18 protein-coding genes are annotated in these 16,066 nt (G+C 62.7%); 7 read left to right on the forward strand and 11 right to left on the reverse strand.

Annotated features, from left to right (window positions below):
• Positions 1-15 precede the first annotated feature (15 nt).
• The 5 genes from benD to catA all read right to left on the reverse strand — a co-directional run bounded on the left by benD (position 16) and on the right by catA (position 4,735).
• Positions 16-792, reverse strand: coding sequence for a benzoate diol dehydrogenase BenD (gene benD / locus CYJ10_RS23820; RefSeq protein WP_101683912.1), 777 nt, complete (start codon positions 790-792; stop codon positions 16-18).
• Complete coding sequence (gene benC / locus CYJ10_RS23825; RefSeq protein ID WP_101683913.1) at positions 789-1,811, reverse strand: benzoate 1,2-dioxygenase electron transfer component BenC; 1,023 nt, start codon at positions 1,809-1,811, stop codon at positions 789-791. Before benC ends, benD begins: the two co-directional genes overlap by 4 nt.
• 38 nt (positions 1,812-1,849) lie before the next feature.
• Positions 1,850-2,338 (reverse strand): benzoate 1,2-dioxygenase small subunit, encoded by a 489-nt coding sequence (gene benB / locus CYJ10_RS23830; protein WP_101683914.1) that lies wholly within the window; start codon positions 2,336-2,338, stop codon positions 1,850-1,852.
• Complete coding sequence (locus CYJ10_RS23835) at positions 2,335-3,693, reverse strand: Rieske 2Fe-2S domain-containing protein (protein WP_101683915.1); 1,359 nt, start codon at positions 3,691-3,693, stop codon at positions 2,335-2,337. Before CYJ10_RS23835 ends, benB begins: the two co-directional genes overlap by 4 nt.
• 106 nt (positions 3,694-3,799) lie before the next feature.
• A complete protein-coding gene (catA, locus tag CYJ10_RS23840; RefSeq protein ID WP_101683916.1) occupies positions 3,800-4,735 on the reverse strand; it encodes a catechol 1,2-dioxygenase in 936 nt (311 codons plus the stop codon).
• Positions 4,736-4,909: 174 nt separating this feature from the next.
• Here catA and CYJ10_RS23845 point away from each other — a divergent pair, with 174 nt between their 5' ends.
• Complete coding sequence (locus CYJ10_RS23845) at positions 4,910-5,833, forward strand: LysR family transcriptional regulator (RefSeq protein ID WP_101683917.1); 924 nt, start codon at positions 4,910-4,912, stop codon at positions 5,831-5,833.
• Between the two features lie 85 nt (positions 5,834-5,918).
• On the opposite strand, the gene CYJ10_RS23850 is transcribed toward CYJ10_RS23845, so the two are convergent.
• From CYJ10_RS23850 to CYJ10_RS23865, 4 genes are all read right to left on the reverse strand, one after another.
• On the reverse strand, positions 5,919-6,638 hold the full coding sequence (locus CYJ10_RS23850; RefSeq protein ID WP_101683918.1) for an SDR family oxidoreductase: 720 nt from the start codon (positions 6,636-6,638) through the stop codon (positions 5,919-5,921).
• Positions 6,639-6,866: 228 nt separating this feature from the next.
• Positions 6,867-7,748, reverse strand: a complete 882-nt coding sequence (locus tag CYJ10_RS23855) for an NmrA family NAD(P)-binding protein (protein WP_101683919.1) — start codon at positions 7,746-7,748, stop codon at positions 6,867-6,869.
• Between the two features lie 34 nt (positions 7,749-7,782).
• On the reverse strand, positions 7,783-8,355 hold the full coding sequence (locus tag CYJ10_RS23860) for a TetR/AcrR family transcriptional regulator (RefSeq protein WP_101683920.1): 573 nt from the start codon (positions 8,353-8,355) through the stop codon (positions 7,783-7,785).
• Positions 8,356-8,463: 108 nt separating this feature from the next.
• The gene (locus CYJ10_RS23865) at positions 8,464-9,081 is read right to left on the reverse strand and encodes a glutathione S-transferase family protein (RefSeq protein ID WP_101683921.1); all 618 of its coding nucleotides are present in this window, start codon (positions 9,079-9,081) and stop codon (positions 8,464-8,466) included.
• 247 nt (positions 9,082-9,328) lie between these two features.
• On the opposite strand from CYJ10_RS23865, the gene CYJ10_RS23870 reads away from it, so the two are divergent.
• Positions 9,329-10,018, forward strand: coding sequence for an ArsR/SmtB family transcription factor (locus CYJ10_RS23870; protein ID WP_101683922.1), 690 nt, complete (start codon positions 9,329-9,331; stop codon positions 10,016-10,018).
• Positions 10,019-10,049: 31 nt separating this feature from the next.
• On the forward strand, positions 10,050-10,556 hold the full coding sequence (locus CYJ10_RS23875; RefSeq protein WP_101683923.1) for a DUF6630 family protein: 507 nt from the start codon (positions 10,050-10,052) through the stop codon (positions 10,554-10,556).
• A gap of 39 nt (positions 10,557-10,595) precedes the next feature.
• Here the strand turns inward: CYJ10_RS23875 and CYJ10_RS23880 are convergent, their stop codons facing one another.
• Positions 10,596-11,591, reverse strand: coding sequence for a LysR family transcriptional regulator (locus CYJ10_RS23880; protein ID WP_101683924.1), 996 nt, complete (start codon positions 11,589-11,591; stop codon positions 10,596-10,598).
• Positions 11,592-11,847: 256 nt separating this feature from the next.
• Between CYJ10_RS23880 and CYJ10_RS23885 the strand changes: the two genes are divergently transcribed.
• The 3 genes from CYJ10_RS23885 to CYJ10_RS23895 all read left to right on the forward strand — a co-directional run bounded on the left by CYJ10_RS23885 (position 11,848) and on the right by CYJ10_RS23895 (position 13,463).
• On the forward strand, positions 11,848-12,114 hold the full coding sequence (locus CYJ10_RS23885; protein ID WP_101683925.1) for a PepSY domain-containing protein: 267 nt from the start codon (positions 11,848-11,850) through the stop codon (positions 12,112-12,114).
• 2 nt (positions 12,115-12,116) lie between these two features.
• Positions 12,117-12,677 (forward strand): cytochrome b/b6 domain-containing protein, encoded by a 561-nt coding sequence (locus CYJ10_RS23890; protein ID WP_101683926.1) that lies wholly within the window; start codon positions 12,117-12,119, stop codon positions 12,675-12,677.
• 105 nt (positions 12,678-12,782) lie between these two features.
• Positions 12,783-13,463, forward strand: coding sequence for a type 1 glutamine amidotransferase domain-containing protein (locus tag CYJ10_RS23895; protein WP_101683927.1), 681 nt, complete (start codon positions 12,783-12,785; stop codon positions 13,461-13,463).
• A 26-nt stretch (positions 13,464-13,489) separates the two neighbouring features.
• Here CYJ10_RS23895 and CYJ10_RS23900 read toward each other — a convergent pair whose 3' ends face one another.
• Entirely contained in the window at positions 13,490-14,404 is a 915-nt protein-coding gene (locus CYJ10_RS23900) for a LysR family transcriptional regulator (RefSeq protein WP_101683928.1), read from the reverse strand.
• Between the two features lie 281 nt (positions 14,405-14,685).
• Here CYJ10_RS23900 and CYJ10_RS23905 point away from each other — a divergent pair, with 281 nt between their 5' ends.
• On the forward strand, positions 14,686-16,020 hold the full coding sequence (locus CYJ10_RS23905) for an MFS transporter (RefSeq protein ID WP_101683929.1): 1,335 nt from the start codon (positions 14,686-14,688) through the stop codon (positions 16,018-16,020).
• Positions 16,021-16,066: the final 46 nt, after the last annotated feature.

The raw sequence follows: 16,066 nt of genomic DNA on the forward strand, positions 1-16,066 counted from the left end.
TGATCTCGACGGGCGCTAGCCGTTGTCGCCGCCCGCAACCGGTAGCACGGTGCCAGTGATGTAGCCGGCGTCGTCAGAGGCGAGGAACAGGATTGGCGCGATCTGCTCGTCGAGCGTGCCGTATCGCTTGAAGAACGTTGACTCGGTCACCTGGGTAACCGCCTCGCCCATCCAGACGCGTTCCTGCTCGCTGTCTCCCGCCGCATTGCGCGGCACGCGTCGAGCCGGGGCCTGGGTTCCGCCCGGTGCTGCCGCAACCACGCGAATATTGTGTTCGCCATACTCCATGGCCAGCGACTGTGTCATCGCGTTGACGCCGCCTTTCGCAGCCGAATACGGCACGCGGCGGATGCCGCGCGTGGCATTCGACGACACGTTCACGATCGTGCCGCCACCTTGCGCGAGCATGTGCGGCAGGACCGCGTGGCACGCGTACAAAGTGGGCATGAGCGAACGGCGAATCTCGGCATCAATCTGGGCGGGCTCGAATTCCGCATAGGGCCGCATCCGGATGGCGCCGCCCACGCCGTTGATCAGGATGTCGATGCGGCCAAAGATCCTTGCCGCAAAATCCATCGTGGCGGCCGCCCCCGCATAGGTCTCCAGGTCTGCCATGAAGGCGGCCGTTTCGCCCCCCGGCGCTTCGGCAGCCACCTCGGAGACAAAGTCGGCGCGGTCGACGAACAAGACCTTCGCCCCCTCCGCCGCCGCGCGTAGCGCGACACCACGCCCGATGCCTTGGGCCGCCCCCGTGACCACCATCACCTTGCCTTCAAATCGTCGCGCGCTCATGCCGTCACCGGAGCCGCGTTGGGCGTGAATTTTTCGTAATGGAAGCTGTTGGGCTTCACGCCGTTGTCGTCGAAGTACTTGCGCACCGCGTCGACCATCGGCGGCGGTCCGCACAGGTACACGTCAACGTCGCCGTCATTCAGACACTCCGCTGGCATATGCTGCGTCACCCAGCCCTTGCGGGGGTGGATCGATTCCGCATCTGCTACCACGGTGCTGAACGTGAAATTGGGCAACCTGGCGGTATAGGCCTCGATCGCCGCCACCTGGACCAGATCCAGGTCTCGCGTCACGCCGTAGATCAGATGCGCCTTCTGCTGCGAGTTCGCGCGAACCAGCACTTCCAGCATCGACAGAAAAGGGGCCAGGCCCGTGCCGCCAGCCAGGAACAGCAACGGACGTTCCACTGCCCGGAGATAGAAGCTGCCCAAGGGGCCGGTCAGTTGCACCTTGTGGCCCGGCTGCGCCGACTCTAGCCACGTGCTCATCACGCCCCCGGGAATCTTCTTGATCAGGAAGCTGATCTTCGATGCGCCTGGCGCGGACGAGAACGAGTACGAACGATGCTGGCCGCTGCCCGGCACATCGATGTTCACGTACTGGCCCGCCAGGAAGACTGGAGGAATGCTGTCCACGTCCAGTTCAAGCACCACGGCGGCGTCATTGTGCTGTTCGAGTTTCGTGACCGTCGCGGCGAATTTGCTCTGCTCGGTCTTGCACATCGTCGACGATGCCGGAACGGCGATGACGCAGTCACTCTGCGGCACCATCTGGCATGTGAGAACGAGACCGCCCAGCTTCTCATCGTCGCTCAGGGCGTCCTCGATGTAGTCGTCGCCCAGGTCGTAGCGGCCACTCTCGGCGCGACACTTGCAGGTGCCACACACGCCGTCGGAGCAATCCATCGGCAGGTTGATCTTGGCGCGAAATGCGGCATCGAGAACCTTCTCGCCCGCCTTGCATTCGACAAAGCGGGTCACGCCGTCTTCAAAATTCAGTGCGATGTTGTAGCTGGACATGTTGCCTCCTGCGTCCTGTCTCGATCCGACCTGTGCTCTCAGACGTGGTAGACGTCGAGCACCTGGCGGATATAGTCATTCTTGAGCGCAATCTTCTTGCGCGAAATCAGCAAGCGATCCTCCACCTTGCGGAAGGTGAGGTAGACCGTGCCGAAGTACTGGTCTGTGACCTTGTAGCGATGGCTCAGCGTGTTGAAGTTGTAGCGGACATCGACTTCGTCATCGCGCTCCGCCAGCACCTCGACGTTCGTGACGTTGTGGCTGGTACGCGGCTCCGGCATTGACGCACTGCTGCGCTCGGTCCGGATTCGGAACACCCGGTCTTCCAGGCCACCACGGTCCGCGTAGTACATGAGGGAAATCTCGCGCTGGGGGTCTTCCGTGAGCTTGTCATCGTCATCCCAGGCCGGCATCCAGTAGGTCACGTCTTCCGTGTAGCACGCCAGCCATTCGTCCCACTGACGGTCATCCAGGAAGCGCGCCTCCTGGTAGAGGGCGCCACAGATCTTCTGGTAGTCGATGGTCATGCCGCCGCCTCCGCCTGTTCTTTGCGCAGGGCGCTCCGCATCACCTGCATCCAGTATTCGTGCTGCACCACGAAGAGACCCTCGTCTTCGCTGCGCTCGCCGGAGATGAGCGGGTTCAGCCCCATGCCTTTCGCATTCGCGTCGGGGCCATGCACCCACAACGGCGCGCCACGCGACATGTCGTTCCACATCGACGTCGTGCTGGCGTAACCGGCCTGGCAGGCACGGAACTCCTCGAGGTCATCGCTGGTGCCCATGCCCGAGACGTTGAAGAAGTCTTCGTACTGGCGAATGCGAATGGCGCGGCTTTCTTCGCTCTCGCCCTTCGGCGCGAAGCAGAAGATGCTGACTTCGGTCTTGTCGACGCTGATCGGACGCACAACCCGGATCTGGGTGCTGAACTGATCCATCAGGAACACGTTCGGATACAGGCACAGGTTCCGCGTCTGATTGACGATGTAGTGCGCCTTGTCCTCGCCAACGCGCGCTGCGATCTCGTCGCGATGCTGATGGACCGGGCGCACTTCCGGGTTCATTGTGTTGGTCCAAAGCAGGATGTGTCCATGCTCGAATCCATACACGCCCGCGACCGACTTGCTCCAGCCGTTTGCATCGACGGCCTTCGTGCCCTCCACCTTGCGGCGGCCCATCGTTGCGGCGTAGTTCCAGTGCACGGTGCTGACGTGATAGCCGTCGCAGCCGTTCTCCATCTGCATCTTCCAGTTGCCGTCGTAGATGTAGGAGGAGTTGCCACGCAGCACTTCCAGGCCGTCCGGTGCTTGCGAGACGATCTGGTCGATGATGATCCTGGTCTCGCCGAGGTAATCCTCCAGCGGCATCACGTCTTCGCTCAGACTTCCGAACAGGAAGCCACGATAGTTCTGGAAGCGCGCAACCTTCTTCAGGTCGTGCGAACCTTGCTTGTTGAATTGCACCGGATACTCGGTGGTCTTCTCGTCCTTGACCTTCAGCAGCTTGCCCGCATTGGAGAACGTCCAGCCGTGAAACGGACAGGTGAAGCTGCCCTTGTTGCCGTGCTTGCGGCGGCAGAGCATGGCGCCCTTGTGCGCGCAGGCATTGATGACCGCGTGCAGCTCACCGGTCTTGTCACGCGTGATGACGATAGGCTGGCGGCCGATCCAGGTGGTGTAGTAGTCGTTGATGTTCGGGATCTGGCTTTCGTGCGCCAGGTAGACCCAGTTGCTCTCGAAGATGTGCTTCATCTCGAGTTCGTACAGATCAGCGTTGGTAAAGATGTCGCGGCGGCAGCGGAAGACGCCGTTTTCCTTGTCGTCCTGGACGGCGTTGCTCAGCAGATCGTCCAGTTGTCGTGCTTTTTCGATGGTTGCGGACATGAGTCGTCTCCCTATGCCGGCTTCGTGGTGAAGCCCTGGCATTGGTGCAGAGGGTTCGTACGGAGGGGGGTGGCGGCCTGGTCAGCCAGGCCGCGGTGCGGGCGGGTTACGCCGTGGCGGATACGCGCAGGCGATTGACGAGCTGGTTGTCCTTGCCTTGCACGAGCGGCGTCAACGTGATGTTGAACTCGATTTCCTTGTACGCGTCAGCCTTGAGGCCGAGCGCAGTGCCGCCGGTCTTGTCGACCACGTGCGGTACCAGCTCTTCACGCGTTGCATACGCAAAGTCGTCCCAGATCAACGGGTCGCCTTCGATGTTGATCTGCGTCGTCAGCTTGCGCGTCTTGTCGCTGGTTACGAAGAAGTGCACGTGCGCCGGGCGGTTGCCGTGGCGGGCCATCGCGTCCAGCAGTTGCTGTGTCGCGCCTTGCGGCGGACAGCCGTATCCGACGGGCATCAACGTGCGAAATTCGTACTTGCCATCGGCGCCCGTCTTCACTGCGCCACGAAGATTGAAATCGTCCTGGGCGCCGGTCGGATCGAAGTGCGAATAGAAGCCCTTGGAGTTGGCGTGCCAGCATTCGACCACGGCATTGGACACGGGCTTGCCGTCTGCACCGGTGACCGTGCCGCGGATGATGAGGGGCCCCGCAGCTTCGTCAGCGTTGATGTCGATCCGCGAGACGCTGTCGCGTACCGGTGCGCCGGCGACGTACAGCGGACCTTCGATGGTGCGCGGCGTGCCGCCGTGGATATCGGCTTCGCGGTCCGCTGCATCCATGCGGATATCGAGATACTTTTCGAGACCCAGGCCGGCCGCCAAGAGCGCCGCCTCACCATCCTTGCCAAGCTTGTTGAAGTAGTTCACGCCGGCCCAGATCTCGTCGGGCGTCATGTCCAGATCGTCGATGGCCTTGAAGAGGTCGCTCAGCAGACGATGCGTGATCTGCTTGGCGCGCGCATTGCCGTCTTGGCTTCCCAGATTGGCAGCTGCCTTCAGCAGGTTCTGCACTTCCTTCGTGTCGAATACTTTGGCACTCATGTCTGCTCCTAACTTTCTGTCTTTTCTGGTGGGGTTAACCCTCATTTCAAGCCAATCCAACGCTACTCGAAAGGTATAATCTGGCGGCGAAACTGAGCGTAAAAGCAGAATAGGGGTGCAAAACGGGGCAGTCCAACACCGTTTTAGTATCGGGCTATATCCAGGAGGTATTGTATGGAGCTGCGACACCTTCGCTATTTTGTAGCGGTTGCAGAAGAACGGAACTTCACGCGCGCTGCAAAGCGGCTCCATATTGCGCAACCGCCCCTCAGCCGCCAGATCCAGCAGCTTGAAGAATCACTGGGCGTGCAGTTATTCGAGCGGAACTCCCGGCCGCTCAAGCTCACCGAAACGGGCAAGTTTTTCTACTCGCACGCGGTGCATCTCATTGCGCAGACAAACGAACTGGAATCGATGACGCGGCGCGTTGGCAACATCGAGCGCAGCCTTTCCGTCGGCTTTGTGGGCTCCACGCTCTACGGCATGCTGCCGAAGATCATCCGGCGATTCCGGGACGAGAACAAATCCGTCGAGCTCAGCCTGCACGAGATGTCGACGATGGATCAGCTTCGCGCGCTCAAGGACGGCCGCATCGATATCGGTTTCGGCCGGATTCGACATGAGGATCCGAACATCCGCCGCGTGATTCTGCGCGAGGAGAAAATGATTGTCGCGCTGCCGGTCGGCCATGCGCTCTCGGTATCGAAACCGGTGCTTTCGCTTCGGGACCTCATCTACGAAACGCTGATCGTCTTCCCGAAAGCGCCCAGGCCCAGCTATGCCGACCAGGTGCTATCGGCGTTCCAGGAGCGCGCGCTCACGCCGCGCCGCATCTACGAGGTGCGCGAATTGCAGATTGCATTGGGGCTCGTGGCAGCGGGAGAAGGCATTTCGGTCGTGCCAAGCAGCGTTTATGGGCTGAAGCGCGATGACGTGAGCTATATGGAACTCGACGACGCGACCCTGACATCGCCCATCATCATGAGCATGCGCGCGATGGACGAGTCACGGGATATCAAGGAAATGCTGGAACTGATTTATCGCCTCTACGAGGAAGAGCGGATCACCTACGTACCGCGCGCGGACAAGGGGCAATAGGACGATGTGGGGATAACGCCCGTTGCGGGTACGCTCCCCTGCTCTCGGCAACCCTTCCTCGTTTTGATTGGGGAGTGGCGGCGCTTTATTGTCCCGCGAGTACCTCGGGATCGATATAACCCGGCACAGCCAGGGAGAGCGTCCGTTTGAGCGCCTTGCTGCCCGCATCGGCCAGTACCTCGCTTTCTCCAGCTTCCAACGCGTCATAGGTCTGGCTGACAACATCGCGAGGGCTTGCCTTGGGCACATCGAAGGCCTTGGTGAGATCGGTATCGACGAATCCGACATGCAACCCGACTACCGAGATACCCCGCTCCTTCAGTTGCGCCCGGATATTGTTCGTATAGCTCCACGCAGCCGCCTTTGACGCAGAATAAGGGGCCAGCATCGGCACCGTTCGCCAGGTCACGTCAGACAGGACGTTCACGATGGCGCCCCGCCCGTCGTTCGGTAGCCGAGGCTCGAATGCGCGCGTCACGCGCATGACACCGTAATAGTTCGTCTCGAAGATTCGACGCGCGTGGTCTTCGGCCAGATCGGAAAATGGTGAGCCGGTGATCTCGGCAATGCCGGCATTATTGACAAGCACGGTGACGTCCTTCGCCATCTCTGCCGCAGCGGCGACCGACGCCGGATCCGTCACGTCCAGCATGACCGGAACGATGCCCGGCTTGTCGAATGCCGCCGGATTGCGTACGCCGGCATATACCTTCGCCGCACCGCGGGCCACCGCCTCCCGGGCAAATGCGAGCCCTAGCCCGCGGCTTGCGCCGGTCACGAATACAACAGAACCTTTGATTTTCATTTTCAAATCTCCTGGCATGAATCGCCATGCCATCAAAACTGAACGCGATGGTTGATATCGGATACCAATTGTCCATGTAGACCAGGCCTATCTCGGGTGCCATCCGTTCGGCGATGCCTCCGCTGGAATGCAGCGCGATGACCTGTCAGACCAGATCCGCCTTTGGCGGCGGATAACCATACGCGCCGGACCCGACGACTACTTGTGCCCGGATGCCGCTGCGAAAACTTACGCCTGGAATATCTGGCGATTGGCTTGTACGAATCCGGCTACGGTTTGTGGCAACTGCCCGGTGATGTCTTCGATAACCCCATTGGTGCCAGAGAAAATTCCGTTCTGGTAATCGATCGCGGTTTCCAGAAAATGCTGGATCACAAACTCTGGCAGGTCGTACTTCTGCAGATGCTTGCGATATTGCTCGAGCGTTGAAGGCGCGTAGGTGATTTCGCGTCCCAGTACCTTGCCAATCTCCGCGGCAATCTCCTGTTGGCTCAACTCCACCGGACCGAACAGGGAGTAGGTCTTGCCGATATGGCCGTCAGGTTCCGCGAGAATGCTCGCAATCAGACGCGCCTGATCCTCGGCCGCGATCGGCGCATGCCGCCCTTCGCCATAAGGCAGCGTGATCTTGCCTTCCTGTACCAAGGGATCGAGCACCCAGGGAAAGGTCAGCCATTCCGAGAAGTAGGTCGGGCGAATATGAACCGTCGGCACGCCGGACCAGTCCAGAACGCGTTCGGCAATCCAATGATCGCGCGCCGCATGGCTCCTGGAATCTTCTCGCGCCGAAATCTGCGACATCTCGACAACGATCCCGACGCCCGCGCGACGCGCAGCATCGGCGAAGTACGAGGTCGCCTGGATGTAGCCGGGACGGACCGGATAGCACAGGTAGGCGCCGTCCACCCCATCCAGGGCACGGATCACGTCGTCATGTTCGAGAAGGTCGCCGACAAAGACTTCGGCCCCTTCTTCGCGCAGCGCGGCACTGCGATCATCTTCCTGATGGACGAAGGCGCGCACTGCGTGGCCCGCGTCGAGCAGGAATTTCACGGTATAGACGCCGGTCTTGCCCGTGGCGCCAGTAATCAGATATTTACGCTGTTGCATGAATTGCTCCAATCTGTGAATGTGTCCGACAGGTTTACATCGCCCCGAGGTGCTGCTTCACATCCTCCAGAATGGCCGCTGAAGCGTCGGTATCTTCAACGACTCGTGACATCGTGATGGCGCCAATCATGGCCGCCAGCGTGAAAACGGCAGCGGACCTGGCCTCCTGCTGCGGCTTGCGCCCCATCTGCTTCGCCAGCACTTCCACCAGATCATCGAAACCCTGCGCGGCGGCCGCCCGCGTTTGCTTGTCGGCCCTGGCCAGTTCGCTTCCCATGGCTGCCAGCGGACATCCGCCTGTCGGCGTATCGCGGTGGGCTTCGGACACATAGGCCTCCACCACGGCCGCAAAGCCATTGGCGCGCTGACCTTCGCGAACGACGGTTGCGAGCCCATCGATCACCTCGGTCATTGCCCGCGCGCACGCTTCGGCCACCAGTTGGTCCTTGGAAGCAAAGTGGCGATAGAAGCCGCCTTGCGTCAGGCCCAGCGGGGTCATCACGTCGTTCAGCCCCGTTGCCTGGATGCCGTTCAGCCGGAACTCTCGGGCCGCCGCATCGACGATGCGCCGCCGTGTTTCCGCAGTCTCAACCTTCGTCTTCCTCATCTCGGCACCTCGTTGTGGGTGGTCGCTAACCAGCTAAATAGATGGTAGTCACCATCTATTTGAAAGTCAAGAACGGATGGTCAATCGCCCAGAAGTGCCGCTTGCGGCTTACGAAAAGGCTTTGAGCCCGCGAACCACGGCAGGCCGCGCGGCGACACTCTCAAACCAGCGCGCCAGGGCAGGATGGCTCGCCCACGCGATATCGTCGCGACATGCGTTGGCGATCGTGAATGCCGAAATGTCAGCCAAAGAGAAGTCGCGGCCTGCCATGTACGGTGTCTCGCCAAGGAATTGTTCCGACGCGACAAGCGCGGCCATTGCCGCCGCATTGATCGGTGCGGCAATGGCCGTGCTCATGCCCATCTGCTCAAGCCGGAATGCACTGTGGCTGACCGCGATGACATCCGTCAGGAAGTAGAAGAACCGCTCGTAGACCCGGGCTCGCGCCACTGGATCCACGGACAGGAGTCGATGACCAGATCGCTCCGCCGCAAAGAACATGATGGCGTTGGATTGCGTCAGAACGAACGCCCCTTCGTTCCGATGCTCGACGAGAACCGGCACTTTGCCGAACGCATTCAGCGCCCTGTGCTGGGCGCCCTGCTGCTCGCCCGAGGCCAGGTCGACAGGCTTCACCCCATACGGTACGCCCGCTTCTTCAAGCGCAATGGCCGCACGAATGCAGTTGCCAGTCAGCGCACCATGGAGTTCGATCAGGTTTGGCATGAGATGGATCCTCAACAGTCAATAACGCGCTTTGCGATGTGTCTGCACAGCGCCGGAACGGCGCCTGCATGTCGATGCCGACTCAAGTTTGTTCCACGTCCTTTTTGGGCCGCCAGAACGGCCTCCGCCCGAGAGGCGATTGCGTCTCTTGGCAAGAACACTGGCTAGTCAGGACTTGGTTTCCTCTGCTCAATTTCATCCCCAAATTGCCTATACTTGCATCCGTCCCTTCACCCACCCATGAACTATGGAATATGCACCAGGCATCAGCCAGCTGGCCGGTCTGCTGGCTGACCCCGGCCGCGCGACGATGCTTTGGGCGCTGATGGATGGTAGCGCCCGGCCAGCTGGCGAGCTTGCGCTGATTGCCGGACTGTCGGCGTCGTCCACCAGTGGCCATCTGGCCCGGCTGTCCGAAGGCGGGCTGCTGGTGGTGGAATCGCGCGGACGCAACCGCTACTACCGGCTGGCGGCGCCGGAGATCGGCGTGGCCATCGAGGCGCTGGCCACGGCGTCGCTGGTCAGCCAGCCGCCGCGCCTGCGGGCCGTGCCCGTTTCGCGTGGCACGCCGCCGGCGCTCAGGCAGGCAAGAACGTGTTATGACCATCTGGCCGGCGAACTTGCGGTGGGTCTGTTCGAGCGAATGTCGCAGGCGGGTTGGCTGGCCGTGGATGGCACACGGGTCGACCTGACTGGCGACGGGACGCAAGCCATGGCACAACTGGGTATCGACCTGGACGCCACGCGGCGCAAGCGCCGTCAATTTGCCTGTACCTGCCCCGACTGGAGCGAGCGCAAGCCGCATCTGGGCGGCGCGCTGGGTGCGGCCTTGCTGGAAACCATGCTGGAGAACGGCTGGATCGAGCCTACCCAGGCGTCGCGGGCATTGCGCGTGACGCCGTGGGGGCATCGCGAGATCGGGAAAGTGGCCGCATGACGGGAGCCACCGGGCCACAAAGGAGCCACAGATGGCAATAGAACTGGACGACGACGCGCAGGACGCCGTGAGCCGGCTGTTCGCACTGATCAATCTGGGAGACACCCAGCAGACCACGCGTCATCTGGCGCTGTTCGAGGAAGCGCTGGAAGACGCCGAGGAAGACGAGGCCGACGCCGAGATGCTGTTCTTCCAGATCAAGGAGATCATCGACTGGGAATCAGGCTTCTATGTCGACTGGAAGGACGTCGAGTCCTTTATCGGCTGCCTCAACCAGCTGTGCGAGCGCATCGATCTGGAGATCGAGTGGGGCACCGACGACACCGAGGACGAGGATTTCCTGGAAGGCACCAGCGTGCCAGAGTTGATGGAACTGGCCACCGACCAGCTGCGCGTGGCCGGCTACACGCTGTGGAACTGGGATACCGGCGGCGACGCGTACGCGGGCTGGATCACACGCAGCGAAGACGACGACGAAATGCTGGAGATTGCCGACACGCTCAGCTTCGACCTGCGCTCCGGCGACCAGCCTTACTGAATCGCGCGACTTTCCAGACCGGCGGCGGGCACCGGCCCGTCACTCGAGCGTGAGGATCGTGGCCGTGGCTTCGTCGTCTTCCAGCGCTTCGGCGTCCGGCAGCAAGGTAGCGCCCAGGCGCGATGCGGGGCGACGCGCGTTTTCCGGCACACCCAGCGTTTCTTCCAGGGCATTCAGGAAGGCACGCACGCTGGCCGGCATCAGCTTGCGCGCGGGCATCAGCACATAGACCTTGAGCGGTGACGACGAATAGCCGGGCAGCACCCGCACCAGTTGGCCCTGCACCAGTTGCTCGTGAACGAAGCGCGGCGACAGGCGCGTAACACCCAGGCCGTCGACCGCCGCCTTCAGCCGCACCTCGGCGTTGTGCGTGCAGATGCGCGGTTCCACGTCGAGCGAGAACGTCTCCACGCCGTCGCGCAGGAATTCCCAGTGCGAATCGTCCAGGTTGCCGACTGTGGGCCAGCCTTGCAGGTCTTGCGGAGCGCGCGGCAATCCACGCTCGCGGATCAGCGACGGCGCCGCATAGAACGCGCGCTCGATCAGCACCACGCGCTTGCTGGCAAACGAGCTGTCGCTCAGGCTCGTATCCGTCATCACGAAGGCCAGGTCATAGCCATGGCGGATCAGGTCGGGCTGGTCCCAGTTCATGTCCAGCTGCACGCGCAGCGACGGATGCTGCTTGAGCAGCCGGTTCACCGTCGGCGACAGGTGCTGCGAACCCACCTCGTAGGGCGTGGCGATACGGATCGAGCCACTGACTTCGGCGCTGACGGAGGCAGCCTCGGCGCTGATCTCGCGCAGCGCGCCGAACAATGGCGCCACGCGGTCGTAGAGTTGCTGGCCGCGCTGGGTGACGCGCACGCGCCGCGTGGTGCGCTCGAACAGTCGCACACCAAGCTGGCCTTCCAGCCGCGCCACCGCAGCGCTGGCCGATGACTTCGGGACTTCGGCCAGTTCGGCCCCCTGCGTGAAGCCGCCCCCTTCCACCACACGGCAGAAGATTTCCCAGTCCTTCCAGTCAATCGTTTTCATACGAAACCTTTCCGAAGCTCGACATCGGGAAAACCCTTACCCGATGGGCCGCGATTGTCCCACAAGACGAACAATCGTGAAGTCCCTGTGCAAAGTAGGGACATTACGAGAACGTGGCATAGACGTGACATTCGCAACTGCTGTGTCATCGCAGCCACGGTGCAGATCGGGAAAACCTACATTGAGAATCGATCTCATTAGACTCTACGATTCACACACGTCGCCCAGATGGGCTTTTTGTCCGAGGAGTTGAGCCATGCACAAGATCGTCGCCGCAGCCTTTGTCGGCCTGTTCTCCACCGCCGCGTTCGCGGGTGCCAATTGCGAGAAACATCCGAAGTCCGAATGGATGCCTGAGGCGGATGCCAAGGCCAAGATCGAGGCCCAGGGCTACAACATCAAGAAGTTCAAGGTCGACGGCAACTGCTACGAGATCTACGGCACCACGAAGGACGGCAAGAAAGCCGAGATCTACTTCGACACCAAGACGCTGGACATCGTCAAATCCGAAATCGGCAAGTAAGCATGGCAACCCCGGCGGATCGCGTGCATGCGCGCGACACGATTCGCGTCTGGGACCTGGCCGTCCGCTTCACGCACTGGAGCGTGGCGGCCATCGTCTGCTATGACCTGATCGACGATTCAGGCGACCAGGTGCATCGCGTGCTGGGCTATGTGGCCGCCGGGCTGGTGCTGTTCCGCGTGGTCTGGGGCTTTGTCGGCACGGAACACGCGCGCTTTCAGGCCTGGTGGCCACGTGCCGCCGGCGTACTGGCCTATGGCCGCGCGCTGATGCGCGGCCGTGCGCCGCGCTTCATCAGCCATACCCCGCTGGGTGCGGTGATGATGCTCGCGATGTGGTCACTGATCCTGGCGCTGGCCATCACTGGCTGGATGTCGCGGCTCGACCCCTTCTGGGGCGAGGACTGGCCCATCGACATTCATCGCTGGCTGTCGAATACGCTGCTTGGCCTGGTGGCGCTGCACGTGGTCGCGGCCGTCGCGATGAGCCTCAAGGGCCGAGAAAACCTGATCGCCGCGATGCTTACCGGACGCAAGCGCCGCGACACCGACCACCCCTCCTGAGAATCCTGATCGTCGAGCTTTCGGAATTGCCACTCGCTGCCTACGATGGTTGCCAACGCCGCTATGCGTGCGAGGCCGCGGCGCCAACCAACCCGGAGAACGACAATGAAGATCCTGATGGTGCTCACGTCGCATGACAAGCTTGGCAACACGGGCAAGAAGACCGGCTTCTGGCTCGAGGAATTCGCCGCGCCGTACTACGTGTTCAAGGATGCCGGCGTCGACGTCACGCTGGCGACACCCAAGGGCGGCCAGCCGCCGATCGACCCCAAGAGCGACGAACCCGACTTCAAGACCGACGCCACGCGCCGGTTCCAGGGCGACCCCGCCGCCCAGAAACACCTGGCGTCCACGCTGACGCTGGACCAGGTCAAGGCCGACGACTTCGACGCGGTCTTCTATCCCGGCGGCCACGGCCCGCTGTGGGACCTGACCGAGGACAAGCGATCGATTGCACTGATCGAAGCGTTCGACCGCGCCGGCAAGCCCATGGCCCTGGTTTGCCATGCGCCCGGGGTGCTGCGCCATGTGAAGCGCGCCGACGGAGAACCGCTGGTCAAGGGTCGCAAGGTCACGGGCTTCACCAATACCGAGGAAGAGGCCGTGCAGTTGACCAACGTGGTGCCGTATCTGGTGGAGGACGTACTCAAGGCGAACGGCGGACAGTTCTCGCGCACCGATGACTGGGGCAGCTACGCCGTGGTCGATGGGCTACTGGTCACCGGACAGAATCCCGCGTCGTCCGAGGCTGGCGCACATGAACTGCTGAAACTGCTGAAGAAGTAACCGCAGGTCCGCCGCGCCTGCGCACATCAGCGCGAACGGCGCGGCTTGGCCGCATGCCGCACCTCGCGCGTGAACTGCGCGCAGGCGTGCGTCATCAGGTCTTCGGAGCGATAGACCAGAAAGAGCTGGAAGTCGGGCAACTCGTCGGCAATCGGCAATCGCACCAGCGCTTCGGGGTCCAGCTTCAGCGGCCCCGTGCCATCGAACACGTAGTTCGACCACACGCTGATCAGATCGGTCTTGGTCGCCAGCTGCAGGCCCAGCAGGTTCGACGCGCTCTGCACGATGCGCTTGGGCATGTCCAGGCGGTGCAGGCGCATCAGGCTGGCCAGCGGGCTGCCCGGATCGTCCAGCGGATCGAGCGTCAGCCAGTCGGCATCCAGAAGCGCACGCAGGCGTCGCGCACGGCGCAGCGGATGCCCGGGTCGCACCGCCAGGCCCATGCCGACCGAAAACAGCGGCTCCCATTGCATGCCGCCGCCACCGGGGCCGCTGTTGGTCGAGATCAGCCCAAGATCGAGCCGCCCTTCGCGCAACCCTTCCAGAATCTGCTGCGGGCGCAACTCCAGCGCGCGCAGCGTCACATTCGGATAGCGCTGCCGGTAGGCCGCCATCGCATCGGGCAGCGCGGCGCTGGATGCCACGGCCGTAAAGCCGATATGAAGCTGCGCCTCGGCATGTCCGCGAATCGATTCAATGTCTTCCAGCGCGTGCCGCAGTTCCTGCTCCACCACCGTGGCCCGCCGCACCAGGGCCACGCCATAGGCCGTCAGGCTCACGCCGCGCACCGAGCGCGACATCAGCGTGACGCCCAGTTCGCGCTCAAGCTCCGCAATGGCCTTCGACAGCGCCGGCTGCGATGTATGCAGGCTGCGCGCAGCCTCGTGAATGCTGCCGTGCTGGGCCACCGCCAGCAGCACACGCAGTTGTTGCAGCTTCATCCGGGTTTCTCCCCACCGTCTGTTTGGCAATGCCTTGCCATGGTGCGCGCCTGCGCAATTGCCGTGCATGGCACACCGGAATGCGCCGCGTAGGTACTAGTCCTGATGGTGCGCGGCGGGTGATGGTGTCGGTGATGCCATTTCGTTATCACGATGACAATAAATGATTTTCGGTGCGGCGTGTTTGCCTGAATACTGCATCGCCAAGGACGTACGACTTGCGCGATGGACGCCACCCCAGGCGCCACGATTTCCGTAACCCAGTTCGTGGAGCCCCCCACATGAACGACGCAACCCTGCCCGCCGGCGCGCCGCTCGCCGGTGCCACCGTCACCGCCCCTGCCACATCCGTTGCCCCTGCCGCACCCAGGGCGAAGCAAAGCCAGTTCCGGCTGATCGCCGCCTGCTCCATCGGCAATGCGCTGGAGATGTTCGACTTCACGGTCTACAGCTTCTTCTCGCTGCTGATCGGCAAGCTGTTCTTTCCGTCGGACAGCCCCTATGGTTCGCTGCTGCTGGCCGTGGCCACGTTCGGCATCGGCTTTATCATGCGACCGCTGGGCGGCGTGCTGATCGGCAACTATGCCGACCGCCGCGGCCGCAAGGCCGCCATGACGCTGACCATCGGCCTGATGGTGCTGGGCACGCTGTGCATCGCGCTGGCTCCCACCTACGCCACCGCTGGCGTGCTCGGGTCGCTGACGATCCTGGCGGGCCGGCTGTTGCAGGGCTTTTCGCTGGGCGGCGAGATTGGCGCGTCCACCGCGATGCTGATGGAAGGTGGCGACGTAAAGGGGCGCGGCTGGCGCGTGAGCTGGCAGATCGGCAGCCAGGGCATTTCCGCGCTGGCCGGCGCGGCCACGGGCGCCACGCTCTACGCCTTGCTGCCCACCGCCGCGCTGGAAAGCTGGGGCTGGCGCGTACCGTTCCTGCTCGGGCTGCTGATCGCGCCGGTGGGTCTCTACATCCGCGCCAATCTCGATGAGACGCACGAGGCCGACGCGCACACGCCAAGCCCCGTCGGCGAGCTGTTCCGCCGTCACGCCAACAAGGTGGTGCTGGGCATCCTGGCCGGCACCGCGGGTACGGCCACGATGTACCTGGTGGTGTTCTTCATGCCGACGTACATGATCCGCGTGCTGCATATGCCGGCGTCGCTGTCGTTCCTGTCGGGCTGCGTCACGGGGGTCACGCTGCTGGTGGTCTCCCTGATCGCCGGCACGCTGGCGGACCGCCTCGACCGCCGCAAGCCGCTGGTGGCGGGGTCGCTGCTGTTCAGCCTGATTGCCGTCTATCCCGCGTTCTGGCTGATGAATCACTACCCGAGCGTGCCGCTGGTGCTGGGCCTGTCCGCGCTGCTGACCGCCAGCATCAACATCGGCACCACGCCGCTGTTCCTGATGCTGCTGGAGATGCTGCCCGCCGGCGTGCGCGCCACGGGCCTGGCCGTGATCTACAGCGTGGGCGTGACGGTGTTCGGCGGCTCGTCGCAGTTCATCGTCACATGGCTGCTGGCGAAGACCGGCAACCCCATGGCCCCGGCCTTCTACATGATGGCGTGCGGCGTGCTGGCCCTGGTGGCCGTGCTGCGCATCGCCGAGAAGCGCGAACACTGATTCCCTTTCGATACCCGTCGCTACCCCGCGAGACTGACTTCCCGAG

Source organism: Cupriavidus pauculus (assembly GCF_002858765.1).
GTDB classification, from domain to species: domain Bacteria; phylum Pseudomonadota; class Gammaproteobacteria; order Burkholderiales; family Burkholderiaceae; genus Cupriavidus; species Cupriavidus pauculus_B.

What these genes read in the sequence shown, in the direction of transcription:
- CYJ10_RS23895 (WP_101683927.1), top strand. Translation starts at nt 12,783, where the DNA reads ATGAAGATCCTGATGGTGCTCACGTCGCATGACAAGCTTGGCAACACG.
- CYJ10_RS23900 (WP_101683928.1), bottom strand. Translation starts at nt 14,404, where the DNA reads ATGAAGCTGCAACAACTGCGTGTGCTGCTGGCGGTGGCCCAGCACGGC.
- CYJ10_RS23870 (WP_101683922.1), top strand. Translation starts at nt 9,329, where the DNA reads ATGGAATATGCACCAGGCATCAGCCAGCTGGCCGGTCTGCTGGCTGAC.
- CYJ10_RS23850 (WP_101683918.1), bottom strand. Translation starts at nt 6,638, where the DNA reads ATGAAAATCAAAGGTTCTGTTGTATTCGTGACCGGCGCAAGCCGCGGG.
- benB (WP_101683914.1), bottom strand. Translation starts at nt 2,338, where the DNA reads ATGACCATCGACTACCAGAAGATCTGTGGCGCCCTCTACCAGGAGGCG.
- catA (WP_101683916.1), bottom strand. Translation starts at nt 4,735, where the DNA reads ATGAGTGCCAAAGTATTCGACACGAAGGAAGTGCAGAACCTGCTGAAG.
- CYJ10_RS23890 (WP_101683926.1), top strand. Translation starts at nt 12,117, where the DNA reads ATGGCAACCCCGGCGGATCGCGTGCATGCGCGCGACACGATTCGCGTC.
- CYJ10_RS23880 (WP_101683924.1), bottom strand. Translation starts at nt 11,591, where the DNA reads ATGAAAACGATTGACTGGAAGGACTGGGAAATCTTCTGCCGTGTGGTG.
- CYJ10_RS23905 (WP_101683929.1), top strand. Translation starts at nt 14,686, where the DNA reads ATGAACGACGCAACCCTGCCCGCCGGCGCGCCGCTCGCCGGTGCCACC.
- benD (WP_101683912.1), bottom strand. Translation starts at nt 792, where the DNA reads ATGAGCGCGCGACGATTTGAAGGCAAGGTGATGGTGGTCACGGGGGCG.
- CYJ10_RS23860 (WP_101683920.1), bottom strand. Translation starts at nt 8,355, where the DNA reads ATGAGGAAGACGAAGGTTGAGACTGCGGAAACACGGCGGCGCATCGTC.
- CYJ10_RS23835 (WP_101683915.1), bottom strand. Translation starts at nt 3,693, where the DNA reads ATGTCCGCAACCATCGAAAAAGCACGACAACTGGACGATCTGCTGAGC.
- CYJ10_RS23845 (WP_101683917.1), top strand. Translation starts at nt 4,910, where the DNA reads ATGGAGCTGCGACACCTTCGCTATTTTGTAGCGGTTGCAGAAGAACGG.
- CYJ10_RS23865 (WP_101683921.1), bottom strand. Translation starts at nt 9,081, where the DNA reads ATGCCAAACCTGATCGAACTCCATGGTGCGCTGACTGGCAACTGCATT.
- benC (WP_101683913.1), bottom strand. Translation starts at nt 1,811, where the DNA reads ATGTCCAGCTACAACATCGCACTGAATTTTGAAGACGGCGTGACCCGC.
- CYJ10_RS23885 (WP_101683925.1), top strand. Translation starts at nt 11,848, where the DNA reads ATGCACAAGATCGTCGCCGCAGCCTTTGTCGGCCTGTTCTCCACCGCC.
- CYJ10_RS23875 (WP_101683923.1), top strand. Translation starts at nt 10,050, where the DNA reads ATGGCAATAGAACTGGACGACGACGCGCAGGACGCCGTGAGCCGGCTG.
- CYJ10_RS23855 (WP_101683919.1), bottom strand. Translation starts at nt 7,748, where the DNA reads ATGCAACAGCGTAAATATCTGATTACTGGCGCCACGGGCAAGACCGGC.